Origin of the sequence: Sphingobium sp. (genome assembly GCF_032153725.1) — a bacterium.
Lineage (GTDB): Bacteria > Pseudomonadota > Alphaproteobacteria > Sphingomonadales > Sphingomonadaceae > Sphingobium.
On the sequence record NZ_JALDYQ010000004.1, the window covers coordinates 48,299 to 64,988 of the forward strand.

Genomic DNA, 16,690 nt, shown 5'->3' on the forward strand with positions numbered 1-16,690 from the left:
TGAAACTTGTCCAATCACCAAAAAGTTGATTCGTTTCCGCGCCTCATAGGGGCAGAGGCGTGATATTGCCACAGTCCACCCGCCCGCCTATGGCCTGCTTCATGGCAGGCACGATTTTATCCATCCTGATGCTCGCGGGCATGGCTCTGACCGGCGGCGGCCTCTACGCCATCGTGAAGAAGGGCGACCGCAAACGCGGCACGCTGATGATCGTCGCGGGGCTGGTCATGTTCGCCAATGTCGCCATCACCGCCATTCCGGGTCCTGACCTGCCGGTGCTGGAAAATCGCCACTAGGCGCGTGGCGCCACCGCCGCCAGCAAATCGGTCTGGGTGATGAGGCCGTGCAATCTGCGATCCTCATCCACGACGATGGCCTCTCGCCGGGCCCCGCCGGTCAAGGGGCGCAAGAGCGCCGCGACTGGCGTGTCCACGTGCACGATATAGGGTTGCGATGCGATGTCGCGTACGCGCTCGCCCTCCCGCGCCAGATCCAGCGGTCCGATTATGCCACATACATGTCCTGCATGATCCAGTACCGGCAAGGACAGCAACCGCCGGGCATGAAGCAATCGCTGCGCCTCAGCCACTGGCTCGTTTTCCCTTATGGATATCACGTCACGCGACATGATTTCGCCGCAGGTCAGCCTGCCATGCGTCCGTTCAGCCGCGCGCATTTCCGCATCGTGCAACACCATCTGAAGGTCGGCGGCATCGACGTCCAGCGTATCGCCATAGGCGTGCAGCGCTTCCTCGACATCCTGCTCGGACGGCGTGCGCAGGATTGGCGCGGGATCACTGGTGCCATGCGTACTGGCAGCCTTGGGCGCGACATGGGGATAGCTGTGCCCCGCCAGCCGATGGAAGATGATCGCAACGGTCACGAGCAGCGCGGTATTCACGGCCACCGGTACAAAGGCGAACATATAGTCCGGCGGGCCATGAGTGGCCCCCAGCACTGTCGACAATGCCACAGCCCCGCCCGGCGGATGCAGACAGCGCATCAATGACATGGCACCGATAGCGCAACCTACGGCGAGTGCGGCGGCTATGGTCGGATCAGGGATCAGCTTCGCCACGGTGATCCCGGCCAAAGCCGACACCACATTGCCGCCAAAGACCGACCAGGGCTGAGCCAGCGGGCTGGCCGGGACCGCGAAAAGCAACACGGCGGAAGCGCCCATGGGCGCCACCAGCAGGGGATGGGCAATCCCGTTCCCCAGCATCAGCCCGCACAGCAGGCCGGTAATGGCGATCCCGCCGATCGCGCCGCTCGCTGCCTTCAGCCGGTCCAGAAAGCCGGGGCCGGCGGGCGCGGGAATGAAGGCGCTATAATAGCGGCTCCATATCAGGCGGACGTCGTTCTTCTGCTCACTCATCGCGCGCCGCCGCTAAAGCCCGCTGCCGCTCAGGCCAAGCGCAAATTTCCATGCACCCATCCAACGCCAGCTTTTATTCCGCCAAAAAGAAAAGGGGCCGTCCAAGCAGCCCCTTCCACTCTCAACTCTCGCGCAAAATTCACCTGATGGGTGAATCCGGCGAAAGCCGCATATCCAGATAATTGTCCACCGACTTCATCAACTGATCCAGTTCATGTTCGAAAAAGTGGTTCGCGCCACGAATCTCGTCATGATGGATGGTGATGCCCTTCTGCGTCCGCAGCTTGTCGACCAGCTTCTGCACGGCGCTGGCGGTCACGACCTCGTCGGCCGTTCCCTGCACGATGATGCCCGAAGAGGGGCAGGGCGCGAGGAAGGAGAAGTCATACATGTTCGCTGGCGGCGCGACCGAGATGAAGCCCCGGATTTCCGGCCGCCGCATCAGCAGTTGCATGCCGATCCACGCGCCGAAGGAGAAGCCCGCGATCCAGGTCGTCTGCGCCTCGGGATGGAAGCTCTGCACCCAGTCGAGCGCGGCGGCGGCATCGGACAGTTCGCCAATGCCGTTGTCGAACGTGCCCTGACTACGTCCCACGCCACGGAAGTTGAACCGCAGCACCGCAAAGCCGCGCTTCACGAAGGTCTTGTAGAGCGCCTGGGTGATCCGGTCGTTCATCGTGCCGCCGCCCTGGGGGTGGGGATGCAGGATCATCGCGACGGGCGCGCGAGGGCGGGGCGGGGGGCTGAAGCGGCCTTCAAGGCGACCTTCGGGACCGGGAAAGATTACGTCGGGCATGGCACCTGTTATGGTTCTGGGCGGCGTGATGCCGCGAAGGGAGACGGCGCAGCAGCATATGCTGGCGCTGCGCGGCAGACCGCCTATATAGAAGCCGCCACCATTTCCGCAATCAATGAGTGTTTCTTGGGCCTCGCTTCCGACCGCCTCTATCTGGATCACGCCGCCACCACGCCGATGCTGCCTGAGGCGAAAGCCGCGATGGTCGAGGCGCTGGAAAGCTGGTCCAACCCCTCCAGCCCCCATGGCGACGGCCGCGCCGCCCGCGCCGCTCTGGAGGATGCCCGCCGCCGGATCGGCGCGGCGCTGGGCTGGGACGGCCAGATCATCTTCACCTCCGGCGCCAGCGAGGCCATCGCGATCGCACTGACCCGCGCCAAGGCAGCGCGCATCCTGACCTCTCCGGTTGAGCATGATTCGGTGTTGCGCGTGACCCCGCAGGCCGAACGGCTGCCGGTGGACCACAACGGCCTCCTCAACAGCCGTCATTCCCGCGAAGGCGGGAACCCATCTCCCAACCCCACCCCCGTCGCAGCGTCGGGGATGGCTCCCCGCCTTTGCGGGGATGACCAAGCTGGGCTGTTGCTCGCCGTCCAGCACGTCAACAATGAAACCGGCGTCATCCAGCCCCTCGACCAGATCGACCGTGACGGCATCATCCTCTTCGCCGATTGCGCCCAGGGCGCCGGAAAGCTCCCCCTCCCGAACGCCGATATGATCGCCGTCAGCGCCCATAAATTCGGCGGTCCCCCGGGGATCGGCGCGCTGCTCATCAAGGACCTGACCCTGATCCACCCCGGCGGCGGCCAGGAACAGGGTTATCGGGCGGGCACCGAAAACCTCCCCGCCATCATCGCCATGGCAGCAGCGCTCGAAGCGCGTGCCGACTGGCTCCCCAAAGCCGCCATTCTTCGCGCGAAACTTGACGCCGCCGTCGAAGCATCCGGCGGCGAGATCGTCGCCCGCGATGCTCCCCGCATCCCATCCATTGCCAGCTACCGCATGCCCGGCCTTTCGGCCCGCGCCCAGCTTATCCAGTTCGACCTCGCCGGCATTTCCGTCTCGGCGGGCAGCGCCTGCTCTTCCGGGTCGCTCAAGACCAGCCATGTCCTCCACGCCATGGGCTGGGACGAAACGCAGGCGGGCGAAGTCATCCGCGTCAGCTTCGGCCCCGCGACCAGCGAGCCTGACATAGACCGCTTCATCGCGGCCTGGACCAAAATGGCGGCCCGCGCCCGATGACCATCTATCTCGACTATCAGGCGACGACGCCGCTCGCGCCGGAAGCCTTCGACGCGATGGTCCCGCTGCTGCGCGACCAGTTCGCCAACCCCCATAGCCCTCATCGCCTGGGTCGTGCCGCCACAGCGCAGGTTGAAGTCGCCCGCGCGGAAATCCTGAAGCTCCTTCCCGAAGGCGGCCGCCTGCTCTTCACCTCCGGCGCGACCGAAGCCCTCAACATGGCAATCCAGGGCGCGCCCGATGGCGGCATCGTCACCATCGCCACGGAACATGCCGCCGTCCTCGACACGGTCGAAGCACAGGGCAGGGCAGGGCGCGCCATCACGATCCTTCCGGTGGCCCCGGACGGCCTCGTGGACCTGACCCAGGCCGCCAAAGCCATCCGCCCCGGCGTGGCGTTGGTCGCCGCCATGCTGGTCAACAATGAAATCGGCGTGATCCAGCCGATCGCGGAACTGGCCAGCCTTGCTCATAGGGCAGGCGCCTTGTTCCTCTGCGACGCCGTGCAGGGCTATGGCCGCGTCCTCATCCCGCCCGAATGCGACATAGTCGCGATCAGCGCGCACAAAATCCACGGTCCCAAGGGCATTGGCGCCCTCTGGCTCCGCGACGGGGTGACCCTCGCCCCGATCATCCACGGCGGCGGTCAGGAGGGCGGCCTGCGTTCCGGCACCCTTTCACCAGCCCTTTGCGCCGGATTCGGCGCCGCCGCCCGGCTGATGCGGAAACGTACCGAAACCGATCGCGCCCACGTCGAATCACTCTGGCAGGCCGCCCGCGCGCTCTTTTCCCAATGGACACTCAATGGCAGCGAAATCCGGCGCTATCATGGTAATCTGAACCTTCGCCGGGCGGGAATCGACGGCGCGCGGCTGTTGTCGGAATGCCGCGATGTCGCTTTTTCGCTCGGTAGTGCTTGCGCAAGCGGGTCCGGGCGGCCTAGCCATGTGCTGCGCGCACTCGGCCTGTCAGACGTGGAGGCGCGCGGATCGGTGCGGATCGGCTTTGGCCGGTACACGACGCTGGCCGAATTGGAGGATGCCGCGAGGATATTGAACAAGGCAGCCCAAAAATGGGCGCTATGAAGCATCGTGCAAAAAAGTGGGAACCGGTTTTTTGCCCCAACGATGCGACAGCAAAAGATCGGGGAACGTCGCACCATGACCAAGATCGTCTTCATCAGCGCGGATGGAGAGCATCGGCAGGAGGTTGAAGCACCGGCGGGATCGGTCCTCCTGGACGTCGCCCAGGCCGCGGGCCAGCCGCTCGAAGGCACGTGCGAAGGCCAGATGGCCTGCTCCACCTGCCATGTCATCGTCGATGCCGAGGACTTTTCAAGGCTCAAGAAGGCGAGCGAGGATGAGGAAGACATGCTCGACCTCGCCGCCGCCGCGACCCGCACCAGCCGCCTGTCCTGCCAGATCGTGCTGGACGAAGAGCTTGAGAGCCTGACCGTCCGCATTCCCGGCGAATTCTGCAACATGCAGGGAATGTAAGCTTGCCCGGACGCCTGATTCTCGCCGCCCTGCTGCTCGCTGCCCCGGCCGCGGCGCAGGACACCGCGCCACGCCAGTCGCTCCTCCCGCCCGCGCCCCGCTATATGGTGAGCGAATCGGCCATGAAGTCGGTCCGCAATCCCAAGGAAATCGAGGAAAGCACTGGTGGTCGGCTGGGCGTCGCGCTGGTCGACGGCAAGGGTGCGCTGATCCTCGGTTTCAATCGCGACGAGCGCTTCGCCATGTGCTCGACGTTCAAGGCTCCGCTCGCCGCCGCCGTGCTGACGGGTGCGGAAGGCGGAAAATTCGGCCTCGAAGGCCAGATCAGCTTCACCCGGGCCGATATTCTGGACTACGCCCCGGTCGTCAGGAAGAACGCGAAGCGCGGCCGCATGTCGATGGAGGAACTGGCCGCCGCCGCTGTCGAGGTCAGCGACAACAGCGCCGCCAATCTGTTGCTCCCGATGATCGGCGGCCCCGAAGGCCTGACGAAGTTCATCCGCGCCCATGGCGACACGGTGACGCGCCTCGACCGCGCCGAACCCGCGCTCAATGAGAATGTCGAGGGCGACGAACGCGACACCACCAGCCCGGCCGCCATGGCCGGCCTGATGGGCCGCCTGATCTTCACCGATCTCGCGCCGACCAGTGCCGAAAAGCTGCGGGGCTGGCTCAACGCCAGCACCACCGGCGACAACCGCATCAGGGCGGGTCTTCCCAAGGGCTGGACCTCCGGCAGCAAGACCGGAAGCTGCGGCACCGCCTATAATGACGTGGCGTTGGTGAAGGCGCCATCGGGCGAGGAATATATCCTCGCCATCTATCTCGATCGGCCCACGGTGGATTCCAAGGCCGCCGAAGCCGCCATCGCCGAAACCGCTCGCGCCGCTCTGGATTTCGTGGGGAAGGCGCAAAAGACCGGCCTTGAATAGCAATATGCTCCCGTCCCGCGGGCGGGGCAGGCTGGCGCACGCCAGCCATCGTCCGCAATGTCGGAAATAACAGCACGCTTGCCATCCCGCCCCGCATTCGCCATATGCCGCGCCGGGAGTCGGGCGGACGTAGTCGTCGCGAACCTGGTCAGGTCCTGACGGAAGCAGCCACAGTGATTTCGCTGCGGGTCGTTCCGGCTCCCACCTCCATCCAGCTTTTCCGGCTTCGACAGCCTCGCAACTAGCCGCTAGACTGACCCGATGTCCGATTCCCCTCAGCCCTATCGCGTGCTTGCGCGCAAATACCGCCCGCGTAATTTCCGCGAACTGATCGGGCAGGACGCCATGGTCCAGACGCTGGGCAACGCGATCCGTCGGGGGCGGCTGGCTCACGCTTTCCTGATGACCGGCGTTCGCGGCGTCGGCAAGACATCTACCGCCCGCCTGATCGCCAAGGCGCTGAACTGCATCGGCCCGGACGGGCAGGGCGGCCCGACCATCGACCCCTGCGGCGTCTGCGAACCGTGCATGGCGATTGCCGAGGGGCGGCACATTGATGTGGTGGAGATGGACGCCGCCAGCCATACCGGCGTCGACGATGTGCGCGAGATCATAGAGGCGGTGCGCTATGCCGCCGTCTCGGCCCGTTACAAGATCTACATCATCGACGAAGTCCACATGCTGTCCAAGAACGCGTTCAACGCGCTCCTGAAGACGCTGGAGGAACCCCCGGCGCATGTGAAATTCCTGTTCGCGACGACGGAAGTGAACAAGGTGCCGGTGACGGTGCTGTCCCGTTGCCAGCGTTTCGACCTGCGCCGCATCCCGGCGGAACTGCTCGCCGCCCACTTCGCCCATGTGGTGGAGGCCGAATCGGTCGCCGCCGAACCCGACGCGCTGGCCCTGATCGCGCAGGCCGCCGAAGGCTCCGCCCGCGATGGCCTCTCGATCCTCGATCAGGCCATAGCTCATGCGGAAATGGGCGAAGGCGCCCCGCTCGTCACGGCGTCACAGGTCCGCGACATGCTCGGCCTGTCCGACCGCGGTTCGACCCGTCGCCTGCTCGGGCTTTTGCTCGAGGGGGACAGCGGCGCGCTGCTCGGTGCGGTGCGCGACCAATATGCGCTGGGCGTCGAGCCGCTGTCGCTGATGCGCGGCCTGCTTGAACTGGTCCACGCCGTGACGCTGGTGAAGGCGGGGCGGGACATCGCCAATCCCGGCCAGTCCGCAGAGGAACGCGAAGCATTGGCCGAATGGGCGTCGCAGCTTGGCTTCGCGCCGCTCCACCGCCTCTGGCAGCTTATCCTCAAGGGCCATGATGAGGTCGCCAGCGCCGCGCTCCCCATCGAAAGCTGCGAAATGGCCCTGTTGCGCGTGATGCACGCCGCGACCATGCCTGATCCGGGCGAGATCGCGCGCCTGCTCCGCGAAGGCGCGCCCGCCATGGCCCCCGGCCAGACGCAGGCTGCGGCACCCTCCAGCGCCCCTGCCGCCAAACTCCCCGCCAGCTTCGAAGACCTGATCGAAGCCTTCTGGCAAAAGGGCAAAGGGCAACTCGCGCAGGAAATGCACGACTGCATCGGCGTGATCCGCTATGCCCCGCCCGAAATGGACTTTACCGGCGCATCTTCGCTGTTGCCCGGCTTCGTCGGCCGCATCACCCCGGCGCTGCGCGAAGTCACCGGCGTCGCATGGCGCGTCACGCAAAGCAACGGCCCTGCCGTGCCGACCTTGCAGGAGCGGGAAATGGCCGAGGCGGCGGATGCCCGCGCGGAAATCATGGAAACCCCGGTGGTCAAGGCGGCGATGGCCGCCTTCCCCGATGCCGAGCTTGGCGATGAGCTTGAACAATGGAGCGCAGAGCGATGAAAGATCTGAATGAAATTCTAGGCATGGCGAGCCGCGTGCAGGAGGAACTGCAACGCGCGCAGGACAATCTCGACAAGCTGGAAGTGGAAGGCTCGGCCGGCGGCGGTCTGGTCAAGGTCCGCGCCTCGGCCAAGGGGCGCATATTGGGCGTCGCCATTGACGACAGCCTGCTCGCTCCCACGGAAAAGCAGATGCTGGAGGACCTGATCACGGCCGCGTTCAACGACGCGCGCAAGAAGGCCGATGAAGTTTCCAGTGCCGAAATGGGCAAGATGACCGCAGGGTTGCCTCTGCCCCCGGGCTTCAAGCTGCCTTTCTGACCGAAATTATGGCAGGATCAGCCCCTATTCATCATTCCGGCGCTAAAAGGCATGATTGAACGATGCGGTGACTATCCCCATAAAGGCGATGAACCGCATCATCGGGCTGACATGATCGCCCTGGAGAGTGAATGACTACGCAATATCCCCTTCTTCCGCTGCGCGACATCGTCGTCTTTCCGCAGATGATCGTGCCGCTGTTCGTGGGTCGCGACAAAAGTGTGTCCGCGCTGGAAGCGGCGATGGAGGGCGACAAGGAAATCTTCCTCGTTTCCCAGCTGGACCCCGCAGAGGATGATCCGGGTCAGGATTCGCTCTATGACACCGGCGTGATCGCGGTCGTGCTGCAATTGCTGAAGCTGCCCGACGGCACGGTTCGCGTGTTGGTGGAGGGCAAGCAGCGCGCCCGCCTCGACGGCATCAGCAACGCCGAAGGGCATATGATCGCGGCAGTGAGCCAGGTCGATGAACTGGCTGCCGAAGGGCCGGAAGCCGCCGCGCTGATGCGCTCCGTGGCAGAGCAGTTCGAAAATTACGCCAAGCTCAACAAGAAGCTGCCCGCCGAAACCCCGGTGCAGCTGCGTGAGATCGAGGATGCGGGGCGTCTGGCCGATGCGGTCGCCGCCAATATCAACGTCAAGGTCGCCGACAAGCAGTCGCTGCTGGTCGAGGCCGATCCGGTCAAGCGCCTCGAAATGGTGTTCGCCTTCATGGAAGGCGAACTGGGCGTGTTGCAGGTCGAGAAGAAGATTCGCGGCCGCGTGAAGCGGCAGATGGAGAAGACCCAGCGCGAATATTATCTGAACGAGCAGTTGAAGGCGATCCAGCGGGAACTGGGCAATGGCGAGGGTGAGGAGGGCGATGAACTTGCCGAACTCACCGAGAAGATCGCCAAGGCGAAGCTCAGCAAGGAAGCCCGCGCCAAGGCGACGGCCGAGCTGAAGAAGCTCAAGGGCATGCAGCCCATGTCGGCCGAAGCGACGGTGGTGCGCAACTATCTCGACGTGCTGCTGGGGCTTCCCTGGGGCAAGAAGGGCAAGGTCAAGACCGATCTCAAGAAGGCGCAGGCGATCCTGGACGAGGATCATTTCGCGCTGGAGAAGGTCAAGGACCGGATCATCGAATATCTGGCCGTCCAGGCGCGCACCAACAAGCTGAAAGGCCCGATCCTGTGCCTTGTCGGCCCTCCGGGCGTCGGCAAGACCTCGCTTGGTCGCAGCATTGCGAAAGCGACGGGCCGTGAATTCGTGCGCCAGTCGCTGGGCGGCGTGCGTGACGAAGCGGAAATCCGCGGCCACAGGCGGACCTATATCGGCTCGCTCCCGGGCAAGATCGTGACCAACCTCAAGAAGGCGGGGACGATGAACCCGCTCTTCCTGCTGGACGAGATCGACAAGCTGGGTCAGGATTTCCGCGGCGATCCGGCCTCGGCGCTGCTGGAGGTGCTGGACCCCGAACAGAACAGCAAGTTCCAGGATCATTATCTGGAGATCGACGTCGATCTTTCGGACGTGATGTTCGTGACGACGGCCAACTCGCTCAACCTGCCGCAGCCCTTGCTCGACCGCATGGAGATCATCCGGCTCGAAGGCTATACAGAGGATGAGAAGGTCGAGATCGCCCAGCGGCATCTGTTGCCCAAGCAGATCGACGCCCACGGCCTCAAGGAAGGCGAGTTCGAAGTCACCGAAGACGCGGTGCGCGATCTGATCCGCTATTATACGCGGGAGGCGGGCGTCCGCACGCTGGAACGCGAGGTGGCGCGCCTCGCCCGCAAGGCGCTGCGCAAGATTCTCGAAGGCGCCTATGACAAGGTGACGATCACGCCGGAAAACCTCGCCGACTATGCAGGCGTCCGGAAGTTCCGCCATGGCGTGGGTGAGGAAGAGCATCAGATCGGCGCGGTGACGGGGCTGGCCTGGACCGAAGTGGGCGGCGAACTGCTGACCATCGAGGCGGTGACGGTCCCCGGCAAGGGCGCGATCAGGACCACCGGCAAGCTGGGCGAGGTCATGAACGAGTCGGTTCAGGCCGCCTTCTCCTATGTGAAGGCGCGTTCGCCCGGCTATGGGATCAAGCCCAATATCTTCATCCGCAAGGATATTCACATCCACCTTCCAGAAGGCGCGGTGCCCAAGGATGGCCCGTCGGCGGGCATCGGCATGGTGACGACCATCGTGTCGACGCTGACCGGCATCCCGGTGCACAAGGACGTGGCGATGACCGGCGAAGTCACGCTGCGTGGCCGTGTCCTTCCCATTGGCGGGCTCAAGGAAAAGCTCCTCGCGGCCCTGCGCGGCGGCATCAAGACGGTGCTGATCCCGCAGGAAAATGAGAAGGACCTGGCTGAGATACCTGCCAACATCCGGGAGGGGCTGGAGATCGTTCCGGTGTCCCATGTGGATGAGGTGCTGGCCCGCGCGCTCGTTTCGACTCCGGAAGCAATTGCCTGGACGGAGGAGGATGACCTCGCCGCCCAGCCGAGTCCGGCTCAGGGACGGGATGGCGAAGCCTCCATCCGGCACTGATTTGGGGTTATGGAAGCCGTGATCGGCGGCTCTTTGACAGGGTTTTGACTTAAAATCTTGTCTGAGTAGCCATTGGCACCGCTTTCCCTTTGACAAGCCCGGAAAGCTGCGCCTTATTGCGCCGCCTACGCCGCGATTCCTAAAGTTATCCAAACAGCTAGAAGGGGGTTCCCAAGGCATGAACAAGCAGGATCTTATCAGCGCAGTCGCTGAAAGCAGCGGCCTTTCCAAGAGCGACGCCAGCAAGGCCGTCGAAGGCGTTTTCGACGCAATCACCGGTTCGCTGAAGAAGGGCGACGAAGTGCGCCTGGTCGGTTTCGGCACTTTTTCCGTTTCGCAGCGCAAGGCTTCGACCGGTCGCAACCCGCGCACCGGGGAAACGATGACGATCAAGGCATCCGCCCAACCGAAGTTCAAGGCCGGCAAGGGTCTTAAGGATTCGGTCAACTAGGGGTTCAAGGGCGCTTCTTGAAAGAGCGCCTTTGCCCATTTAATCCAGCGTCGCGGTGGGCGAAAGTTTTTACGGAGAGAGTAGCGCAGCAGCAGGGAGGGTACTCTCATCGCGCGCGCCGATTTCGGAAGGCAAGGGAAAAGGGGTGGAAGCGGCAAGCTTCTCGCCCCTTTTCTTTTTTATTTCGATGCCCCGCCTTTTTCCGCATGCACCCGCTTGACGGCGCGGGGTGGGCCGCATATGTCGCCCTTCTCTTACGGGGCATTGCTCCTGTGGCGATCGTAGCTCAGTTGGTTAGAGCGCCGGTTTGTGGTACCGGAGGTCGCGGGTTCGGATCCCGTCGATCGCCCCATTTTCTCCATTCCTGCCCCATAATCGGGGCTTCGCATAAGGCGCGCGGCCCTCTATAGCCCGCTCATGGACGAAGCGCGCGACAAGGGCCTGACCCTCAATCCCAAATATGACAGAGACGGCCTGATCACCGCCGTCGTCACCCATGTCGACAGCGGCGAAGTGTTGATGGTCGCACATATGAATGCGCAGGCGCTGAAGCTGACCATCGGCACCGGCCTCGCCCATTTCTGGTCGCGCAGCCGCCAGGCGCTCTGGAAGAAGGGCGAGACGTCCGGCCATATGCTGCAAGTCCGCGACCTCCGCATCGATTGCGATCAGGATGCCGTCTGGGTGAAGGCCGTCCCGGCCGGCCCCACCTGCCACACCGGCGCGCGCTCCTGCTTCTTCCGCCGCATCGGCCCGGAAGGCCTTACCCCCGTCGATGCGGCTGACTAGCCTTTTCGCGCTGGTCCTGCTCGCCGCCTGCCAGCGCGAAGCGACACCTGCGCCCGGCCCGCGTGAAACCGGCATCCAGACCAGTTCGGGCCTCGAACGCGCGGCCATCGAAACCGGCGTGATCGCGGACGCGGCGAAGATTCCGGCGATCGGCCTCTATCAGCGCGATCATGAGGCCGGCCGCGACCTACTCTGCGTGATCCCGGCGAAGAATGGCGATTATCGCTTTGGTCTGGAAGCGACCTTCGGAGAGGATCAGAGTTGCGCGGGGAGGGGGACGGCGCGGCGCGCAGGCGACAAGCTGATCCTGAGCTTCTCCCGCAGCGACCATTGCATCGTCGTCGCCCAATATGATGGCGACCGGATATCGCTTCCCGGCGTGGTCGACATGAAGTGCGCGGACGTCTGCAAGGGGAGAGGCTCGCTCGAAGGCGTCAGCTTCCCACGCGTGGCCAGTGACGCCGCCTCGGCCCTTCAGGTCCGTAATGGCAGTGGCGATCCCCTCTGCAAGCCGGATTAGCGCTTGCTCATTCGCAGGGGACTACCGCCAACCGCATCGACCGTTGATGCTGGTTGAGCGCGAACAGGAAAATCGCAAGGCCAGCCAGCGCCAGCGCGGCGCCGATCCACCCGGTCGACGTCAGCCCATAGCCCGCCGAGATCGCCACGCCGCCCAGCCAGGGCCCCAGCGCATTGGCGACGTTGAAAGCGCTGTGATGCGCCGCCGCCGCCAGCGTTTGCGCGTCGCCTGCCACGTCCATCAGTCGCGTCTGCAACACGCTGCCCAGACCCCCGCCGCAGCCGATCAGAAAGATGACCAGCGACAGGCTCCAGATATTTCCCGCCATCATCGGGAACAGCGCCAGCGACGCCGCGCTCCACAGCAGCACGATGATCCCCGTCCGGCTCTGTGCCCGATCCGCCGCCCAGGCCGCCACCAGATTGCCGATCGTCATGCCCACGCCGAAGATCGCCAATATCACGGGTACCAGCCGTTCCGACACATGGGTCACGGAAATCATGGTCGAGGCGACATAGGTATAGACGGCGAACAACCCGCCAAAGCCCACCGCCCCCGTCAGCAATGTCAGCAGTACCTGAGGTTCCCGCAGGGCGCCCAGTTCCCGCATCGGGATCGCCTGCGGATCGCCCGCATCGCGTGGTGCAAAGAACGTTACCAGCATCATGGTGATAATCGCCAGCAGCGCGACAATGCCAAAGCCCCAGCGCCAGCCGAGCGCCTGTCCCATCCAGTTGGCCACCGGCACTCCGATCACGGTGGCGACGGTCAGGCCGGTCATCACCCGCGCCACCGCCTGCGCGCGCCGGTCGCTGGGCACCAGAGACGCCGCCACCAGCGCCGCCACGCCGAAATAGGCGCCATGGGGCAGGCCGCTTAGGAAGCGGAACAGCAGCATGGTCGCATAGTCTGGCGAAACGGCGCTCAATCCGTTGCCGATCGCGAACAATGCCATCAGCCCGATAAGCAAGGTCCGGCGCGGCAACCGAGCGCCCAGAACGGCGATCACCGGCGCGCCGACTACCACGCCCAGCGCATAGGCGCTGATCGCATGGCCTGCCATCGGTTCGCTGATGCCCAGATCACCCGCGAAGAAGGGCAGCAGGCTCATCGCCGCGAATTCGGTTGTCCCGATCGCGAACGCACCCATGGCGAGCGCGAGAATGACGAGCGCGGGATGAACCGGACCGGAGGAAAGGGGGCGGCTGGCCTGCGCCATCTGCTGCTCCATAGTGCAATGCAATAGGGGTTGAAGTCCGTACATGACAACGTTGTCTATGGAAATCAAGCCGTGGATTGCGTGACTTTATTGCAGTTGCGTCGATGGAAAGCGCAACTCAGGCGCTGGCCCTGGCATGGCTCGTGTCCAGCATCCTGCCATTGGTGATGACCACCAGATCGCCCAACTTGGCCACGCCGAACAGCTTTCTGGCGAAAGGCCTGGGCACGCCGATGCAGCCATGGGTCGCATTGCCCCATCGCACATCGCTGCCGTGGATCGCGACGCCGTCGCTGGTCAGCCGCAAGGTGAAGGGCATGGGGGCATTATTATAGGTGCGGCTATAATGATCCGCATCCTTCTGAATGATCGGGAACGCGCCCAGCGGACTGGGCTTGTCGTCCGCGCCATAGATGATGACCGCCGATCCGATCTCATAGCCCGCGCGGAAGACGGAAAGCGTCTGGGCCTTCAGGTCCACGGTGATGATGACCGGACCGGTGGCAGGCGCGCCGCCCTCGTCCCAGACATAGTCGCCATGGCGGAAGGGGCCGGTGATGGGAAGAACGCGCTTGACCACCAATGCCTGCGGATCGACGGCAATGGGCTGGGCGCGGGTGCGCTCGACGAGATTGGCGGACGTAGAGGCTTTCGCCGTTGGGATGTTGGTGGGCTGACGCGGTTTCAGATCGCGTCCGCGCCCGATTGACAGGCCTAACAACAGGATCACGGCAGCCGCGCTGCCGCCGATCGCCAGTTTTATGCCTGTTGGAATCCCCATGTGCTTTCCATCGCCTTAAGATCATCGTCATCCCCGCTTTCGCGGGAATGACGGATTATTGGCGACAGGCTATCGTGGGAAAAGGTTAAACTTCAGCCCTCGCGCTCCGCCTCGGCTGCTGCGATCGCAGTCAGGTTCAATATCCCGCGCGCCGTGACGCCGGGCGTCAGTACATGGATCGGCTGCGCCAGGCCCATCAGCATCGGCCCGACCGTCGGCGAACTGGATGCAGCCGACAGCGCGGTCAGGGTGATGTTGGCCGCATCCAGATTAGGCATGACCAGCAGATTGGCCGAGCCTTCGAAGCGGGAATCGGGGATCAACCGTTCGCGCAGCGACTGACTGAGCGCCGCGTCGGCATGCATCTCGCCGTCGACCATCAGCTCTGGGGCTGCCTTCTTCACCAGCTTGAAGGCCTCTCGCATCTTGCGAGCGCTGGGCGAGTGCGACGCCCCGAAATTGGAATGGGACAGCAGCGCTACCCGCGGCGTCAGGCCGAAATGCTTCAGTTCGGTCGCGCCCAGCAGCGCCATTTCGGCAATCTGCGCGGGCGTCGGATCGGGCACCATATGCGTGTCGGTGATGAACAGCGCGCCTGCATCGAGGATGAGGCCCGACAGGGCGTAGACGCGGCTGCTACCCGGCGTGCGGTCGATGATGCGCAGCACATGTTCGACTTCGCCCCAATATTCGCTGTTGCCGCCCACCAGCGCGGCATCGACCCGCCCGGTGCGCAGCAGCATGGCTGCGGTCACGCTTGGCCGGCGATAGACATGGCGCAGCACCTCGGCCGAGGAGACTCCGCGGCGCGCGGCGATTGCGCGATAGGCCTCCACCAACTCGCCCATCAACGGATGATCGGTTTCGGGATCGACCACCTCTACATCGCGATCCAGTTCCAAACGCAGGCCCAGATCGGGCAGCTTCTGCTTCAATATCCGCCGCCGCGCGACGATCACCGGGCGGACAATGCCTTCGTCCAGCGCATCCTGAATGGCGCGCAGCACACGCTCATCCTCGCCTTCGCCATAGGCGATGCGCCGCTGCAACCCGCGCGTTGCCTCGAACACCGGCAGCATCAATCCTGCCGAACGAGTGCTTTGCTGGGCGAGCTGGCGCTTGTAGACATCAAGGTCCAGATGCTTCTTGGCGACGCCGCTGTCCATTGCCGCCTTGGCGACGGCGCAGGCGATCTCCGCGATCAGGCGCGGGTCGAACGGGGTGGGGATGATGTAATCCGGCCCGAACACCAGCTTGCGCCCGCCATAGGCCTGGGCGACGCTGTCATGGGCGGGCATGCGGGCAAGATTGGCGATGGCGTCGGCGGCGGCGACCTTCATCGCCTCGTTGATCTCGGTCGCCCGCGCGTCCAGCGCACCCCGGAAGATATAGGGGAAGCACAGGACGTTGTTGACCTGATTGGGATAGTCCGAGCGGCCGGTGGCGATGATGGCGTCGGGCCGGACTTCGCGAGCAGCTTCGGGGCGGATTTCCGGCTCGGGATTGGCGAGCGCGAAGATCAGCGGATTGGGTGCCATCAGCGGCAGCCATTCGGGCTTCAGCACGCCCGGCGCCGACAGGCCGAGGAACAGGTTCGCGCCCGGCAGCACGTCGGGCAGGGCGCGCGCATTGGTGGTGCGGGCATAGCGCGCCATGTTGGGCAGCATGCCCTCGCGCTCCGAATGGATGACGCCATCCTTGTCGGTCAGCGTCACATTCTCTTGTGGCAGGCCCATGGATACCAGCAGGTCGACGCAGGCCAGCGCCGCCGCGCCAGCGCCGGACGTCACCAGCTTTGCGTCGGCCAGCGTCTTGCCCTGCAACACCAGCGCGTTGCGCACGGCGGCAGCGACGACGATGGCCGTGCCATGCTGGTCGTCGTGGAAGACGGGGATGTTCATCCGCTTCTTCAGTTCCGCCTCGATGGCGAAACATTCGGGCGCCTTGATATCCTCCAGATTGATGCCGCCGAAGGTTGGCTCCAGCAGGGCGACGGCCTCGATGAATTTTTCCGGGTCGGTGGTGTCGACCTCAATGTCGAACACGTCGATATCGGCGAATTTCTTGAAGAGGACGGCCTTGCCCTCCATCACCGGCTTCGACGCCAGCGCCCCGATCGAACCCAGCCCCAGAACGGCGGTTCCGTTGGAGATCACCGCGACCAGATTGCCGCGCGCGGTATAGTCCATCGCCTTTTCGGGGTCTTCGGCAATGTCGACGCAGGGCGCGGCGACGCCGGGCGAATAGGCCAGCGCCAGATCGCGCTGGTTGACCATGCGCTTGGTCGGTTCGATCCTCAGCTTTCCGGGTTGCGGATAGCGGTGATAGTCCAGGGCGGCGCGGCGGGTAGTATCGTCCATGCGATGGGC

16 protein-coding genes, 1 tRNA gene and 1 other RNA gene are annotated in these 16,690 nt (G+C 64.4%); 13 read left to right on the plus strand and 5 right to left on the minus strand.

The genetic code is table 11. The features are described from left to right. The first annotated feature begins 101 nt into the window (after positions 1–101). The gene (locus RUH75_RS02695; RefSeq protein ID WP_313801930.1) at positions 102–296 is read left to right on the plus strand and encodes a hypothetical protein; all 195 of its coding nucleotides are present in this window, start codon (positions 102–104) and stop codon (positions 294–296) included. Here RUH75_RS02695 and RUH75_RS02700 read toward each other — a convergent pair. Then, on the minus strand, positions 293–1,378 hold the full coding sequence (locus tag RUH75_RS02700) for an HPP family protein (protein WP_313801932.1): 1,086 nt from the start codon (positions 1,376–1,378) through the stop codon (positions 293–295). The genes RUH75_RS02695 and RUH75_RS02700 overlap by 4 nt on opposite strands. A 139-nt stretch (positions 1,379–1,517) precedes the next feature. Beyond that, a complete protein-coding gene (locus RUH75_RS02705; RefSeq protein ID WP_021319762.1) occupies positions 1,518–2,174 on the minus strand; it encodes an alpha/beta hydrolase in 657 nt (218 codons plus the stop codon). Positions 2,175–2,351: 177 nt separating this feature from the next. Here RUH75_RS02705 and RUH75_RS02710 point away from each other — a divergent pair, with 177 nt between their 5' ends. The 12 genes from RUH75_RS02710 to RUH75_RS02765 all read left to right on the plus strand — a co-directional run bounded on the left by RUH75_RS02710 (position 2,352) and on the right by RUH75_RS02765 (position 12,321). After that, entirely contained in the window at positions 2,352–3,416 is a 1,065-nt protein-coding gene (locus RUH75_RS02710) for a cysteine desulfurase family protein (protein WP_409592311.1), read from the plus strand. Continuing rightward, positions 3,413–4,501, plus strand: a complete 1,089-nt coding sequence (locus RUH75_RS02715) for a cysteine desulfurase family protein (protein ID WP_313801939.1) — start codon at positions 3,413–3,415, stop codon at positions 4,499–4,501. The genes RUH75_RS02710 and RUH75_RS02715 overlap by 4 nt, the downstream gene beginning before the upstream one ends. 75 nt (positions 4,502–4,576) lie before the next feature. Continuing rightward, the gene (locus RUH75_RS02720; RefSeq protein ID WP_313801941.1) at positions 4,577–4,912 is read left to right on the plus strand and encodes a 2Fe-2S iron-sulfur cluster-binding protein; all 336 of its coding nucleotides are present in this window, start codon (positions 4,577–4,579) and stop codon (positions 4,910–4,912) included. 2 nt (positions 4,913–4,914) lie between these two features. Further along, entirely contained in the window at positions 4,915–5,844 is a 930-nt protein-coding gene (blaSGM, locus tag RUH75_RS02725; RefSeq protein ID WP_409592308.1) for an SGM family class A beta-lactamase, read from the plus strand. A 111-nt stretch (positions 5,845–5,955) separates the two neighbouring features. Then, positions 5,956–6,053: signal recognition particle sRNA small type (gene ffs / locus RUH75_RS02730), an RNA gene on the plus strand. Between the two features lie 52 nt (positions 6,054–6,105). After that, entirely contained in the window at positions 6,106–7,713 is a 1,608-nt protein-coding gene (locus RUH75_RS02735) for a DNA polymerase III subunit gamma/tau (RefSeq protein ID WP_313801943.1), read from the plus strand. After that, the gene (locus RUH75_RS02740; RefSeq protein WP_313801945.1) at positions 7,710–8,033 is read left to right on the plus strand and encodes a YbaB/EbfC family nucleoid-associated protein; all 324 of its coding nucleotides are present in this window, start codon (positions 7,710–7,712) and stop codon (positions 8,031–8,033) included. Before RUH75_RS02735 ends, RUH75_RS02740 begins: the two co-directional genes overlap by 4 nt. Before the next feature lie 131 nt (positions 8,034–8,164). After that, a complete protein-coding gene (gene lon / locus RUH75_RS02745) occupies positions 8,165–10,561 on the plus strand; it encodes an endopeptidase La (RefSeq protein WP_313801947.1) in 2,397 nt (798 codons plus the stop codon). Positions 10,562–10,739: 178 nt separating this feature from the next. Further along, complete coding sequence (locus RUH75_RS02750; RefSeq protein ID WP_313801949.1) at positions 10,740–11,012, plus strand: HU family DNA-binding protein; 273 nt, start codon at positions 10,740–10,742, stop codon at positions 11,010–11,012. A gap of 275 nt (positions 11,013–11,287) precedes the next feature. Then, positions 11,288–11,364, plus strand: a tRNA-His gene (locus tag RUH75_RS02755). A gap of 65 nt (positions 11,365–11,429) precedes the next feature. Beyond that, the gene (hisI, locus tag RUH75_RS02760; RefSeq protein WP_313801951.1) at positions 11,430–11,801 is read left to right on the plus strand and encodes a phosphoribosyl-AMP cyclohydrolase; all 372 of its coding nucleotides are present in this window, start codon (positions 11,430–11,432) and stop codon (positions 11,799–11,801) included. Then, positions 11,788–12,321, plus strand: a complete 534-nt coding sequence (locus RUH75_RS02765; protein ID WP_313801953.1) for a hypothetical protein — start codon at positions 11,788–11,790, stop codon at positions 12,319–12,321. Before hisI ends, RUH75_RS02765 begins: the two co-directional genes overlap by 14 nt. A gap of 7 nt (positions 12,322–12,328) precedes the next feature. Here the strand turns inward: RUH75_RS02765 and RUH75_RS02770 are convergent, their stop codons facing one another. The 3 genes from RUH75_RS02770 to RUH75_RS02780 all read right to left on the minus strand — a co-directional run bounded on the left by RUH75_RS02770 (position 12,329) and on the right by RUH75_RS02780 (position 16,681). After that, the gene (locus tag RUH75_RS02770) at positions 12,329–13,540 is read right to left on the minus strand and encodes an MFS transporter (RefSeq protein ID WP_313801955.1); all 1,212 of its coding nucleotides are present in this window, start codon (positions 13,538–13,540) and stop codon (positions 12,329–12,331) included. A 118-nt stretch (positions 13,541–13,658) separates the two neighbouring features. Further along, entirely contained in the window at positions 13,659–14,321 is a 663-nt protein-coding gene (locus RUH75_RS02775) for a L,D-transpeptidase family protein (protein WP_313801957.1), read from the minus strand. A 92-nt stretch (positions 14,322–14,413) separates the two neighbouring features. Beyond that, complete coding sequence (locus RUH75_RS02780; protein WP_313801959.1) at positions 14,414–16,681, minus strand: NADP-dependent malic enzyme; 2,268 nt, start codon at positions 16,679–16,681, stop codon at positions 14,414–14,416. Positions 16,682–16,690 lie beyond the last annotated feature (9 nt).

Coding starts and splice junctions, on each gene's coding strand:
- RUH75_RS02695 (WP_313801930.1), top strand. CDS start 102: ATGGCAGGCACGATTTTATCCATCCTGATGCTCGCGGGCATGGCTCTG.
- RUH75_RS02700 (WP_313801932.1), bottom strand. CDS start 1,378: ATGAGTGAGCAGAAGAACGACGTCCGCCTGATATGGAGCCGCTATTAT.
- RUH75_RS02705 (WP_021319762.1), bottom strand. CDS start 2,174: ATGCCCGACGTAATCTTTCCCGGTCCCGAAGGTCGCCTTGAAGGCCGC.
- RUH75_RS02710 (WP_409592311.1), top strand. CDS start 2,352: ATGCTGCCTGAGGCGAAAGCCGCGATGGTCGAGGCGCTGGAAAGCTGG.
- RUH75_RS02715 (WP_313801939.1), top strand. CDS start 3,413: ATGACCATCTATCTCGACTATCAGGCGACGACGCCGCTCGCGCCGGAA.
- RUH75_RS02720 (WP_313801941.1), top strand. CDS start 4,577: ATGACCAAGATCGTCTTCATCAGCGCGGATGGAGAGCATCGGCAGGAG.
- RUH75_RS02735 (WP_313801943.1), top strand. CDS start 6,106: ATGTCCGATTCCCCTCAGCCCTATCGCGTGCTTGCGCGCAAATACCGC.
- RUH75_RS02740 (WP_313801945.1), top strand. CDS start 7,710: ATGAAAGATCTGAATGAAATTCTAGGCATGGCGAGCCGCGTGCAGGAG.
- lon (WP_313801947.1), top strand. CDS start 8,165: ATGACTACGCAATATCCCCTTCTTCCGCTGCGCGACATCGTCGTCTTT.
- RUH75_RS02750 (WP_313801949.1), top strand. CDS start 10,740: ATGAACAAGCAGGATCTTATCAGCGCAGTCGCTGAAAGCAGCGGCCTT.
- hisI (WP_313801951.1), top strand. CDS start 11,430: ATGGACGAAGCGCGCGACAAGGGCCTGACCCTCAATCCCAAATATGAC.
- RUH75_RS02765 (WP_313801953.1), top strand. CDS start 11,788: ATGCGGCTGACTAGCCTTTTCGCGCTGGTCCTGCTCGCCGCCTGCCAG.
- RUH75_RS02770 (WP_313801955.1), bottom strand. CDS start 13,540: ATGGCGCAGGCCAGCCGCCCCCTTTCCTCCGGTCCGGTTCATCCCGCG.
- RUH75_RS02775 (WP_313801957.1), bottom strand. CDS start 14,321: ATGGGGATTCCAACAGGCATAAAACTGGCGATCGGCGGCAGCGCGGCT.
- RUH75_RS02780 (WP_313801959.1), bottom strand. CDS start 16,681: ATGGACGATACTACCCGCCGCGCCGCCCTGGACTATCACCGCTATCCG.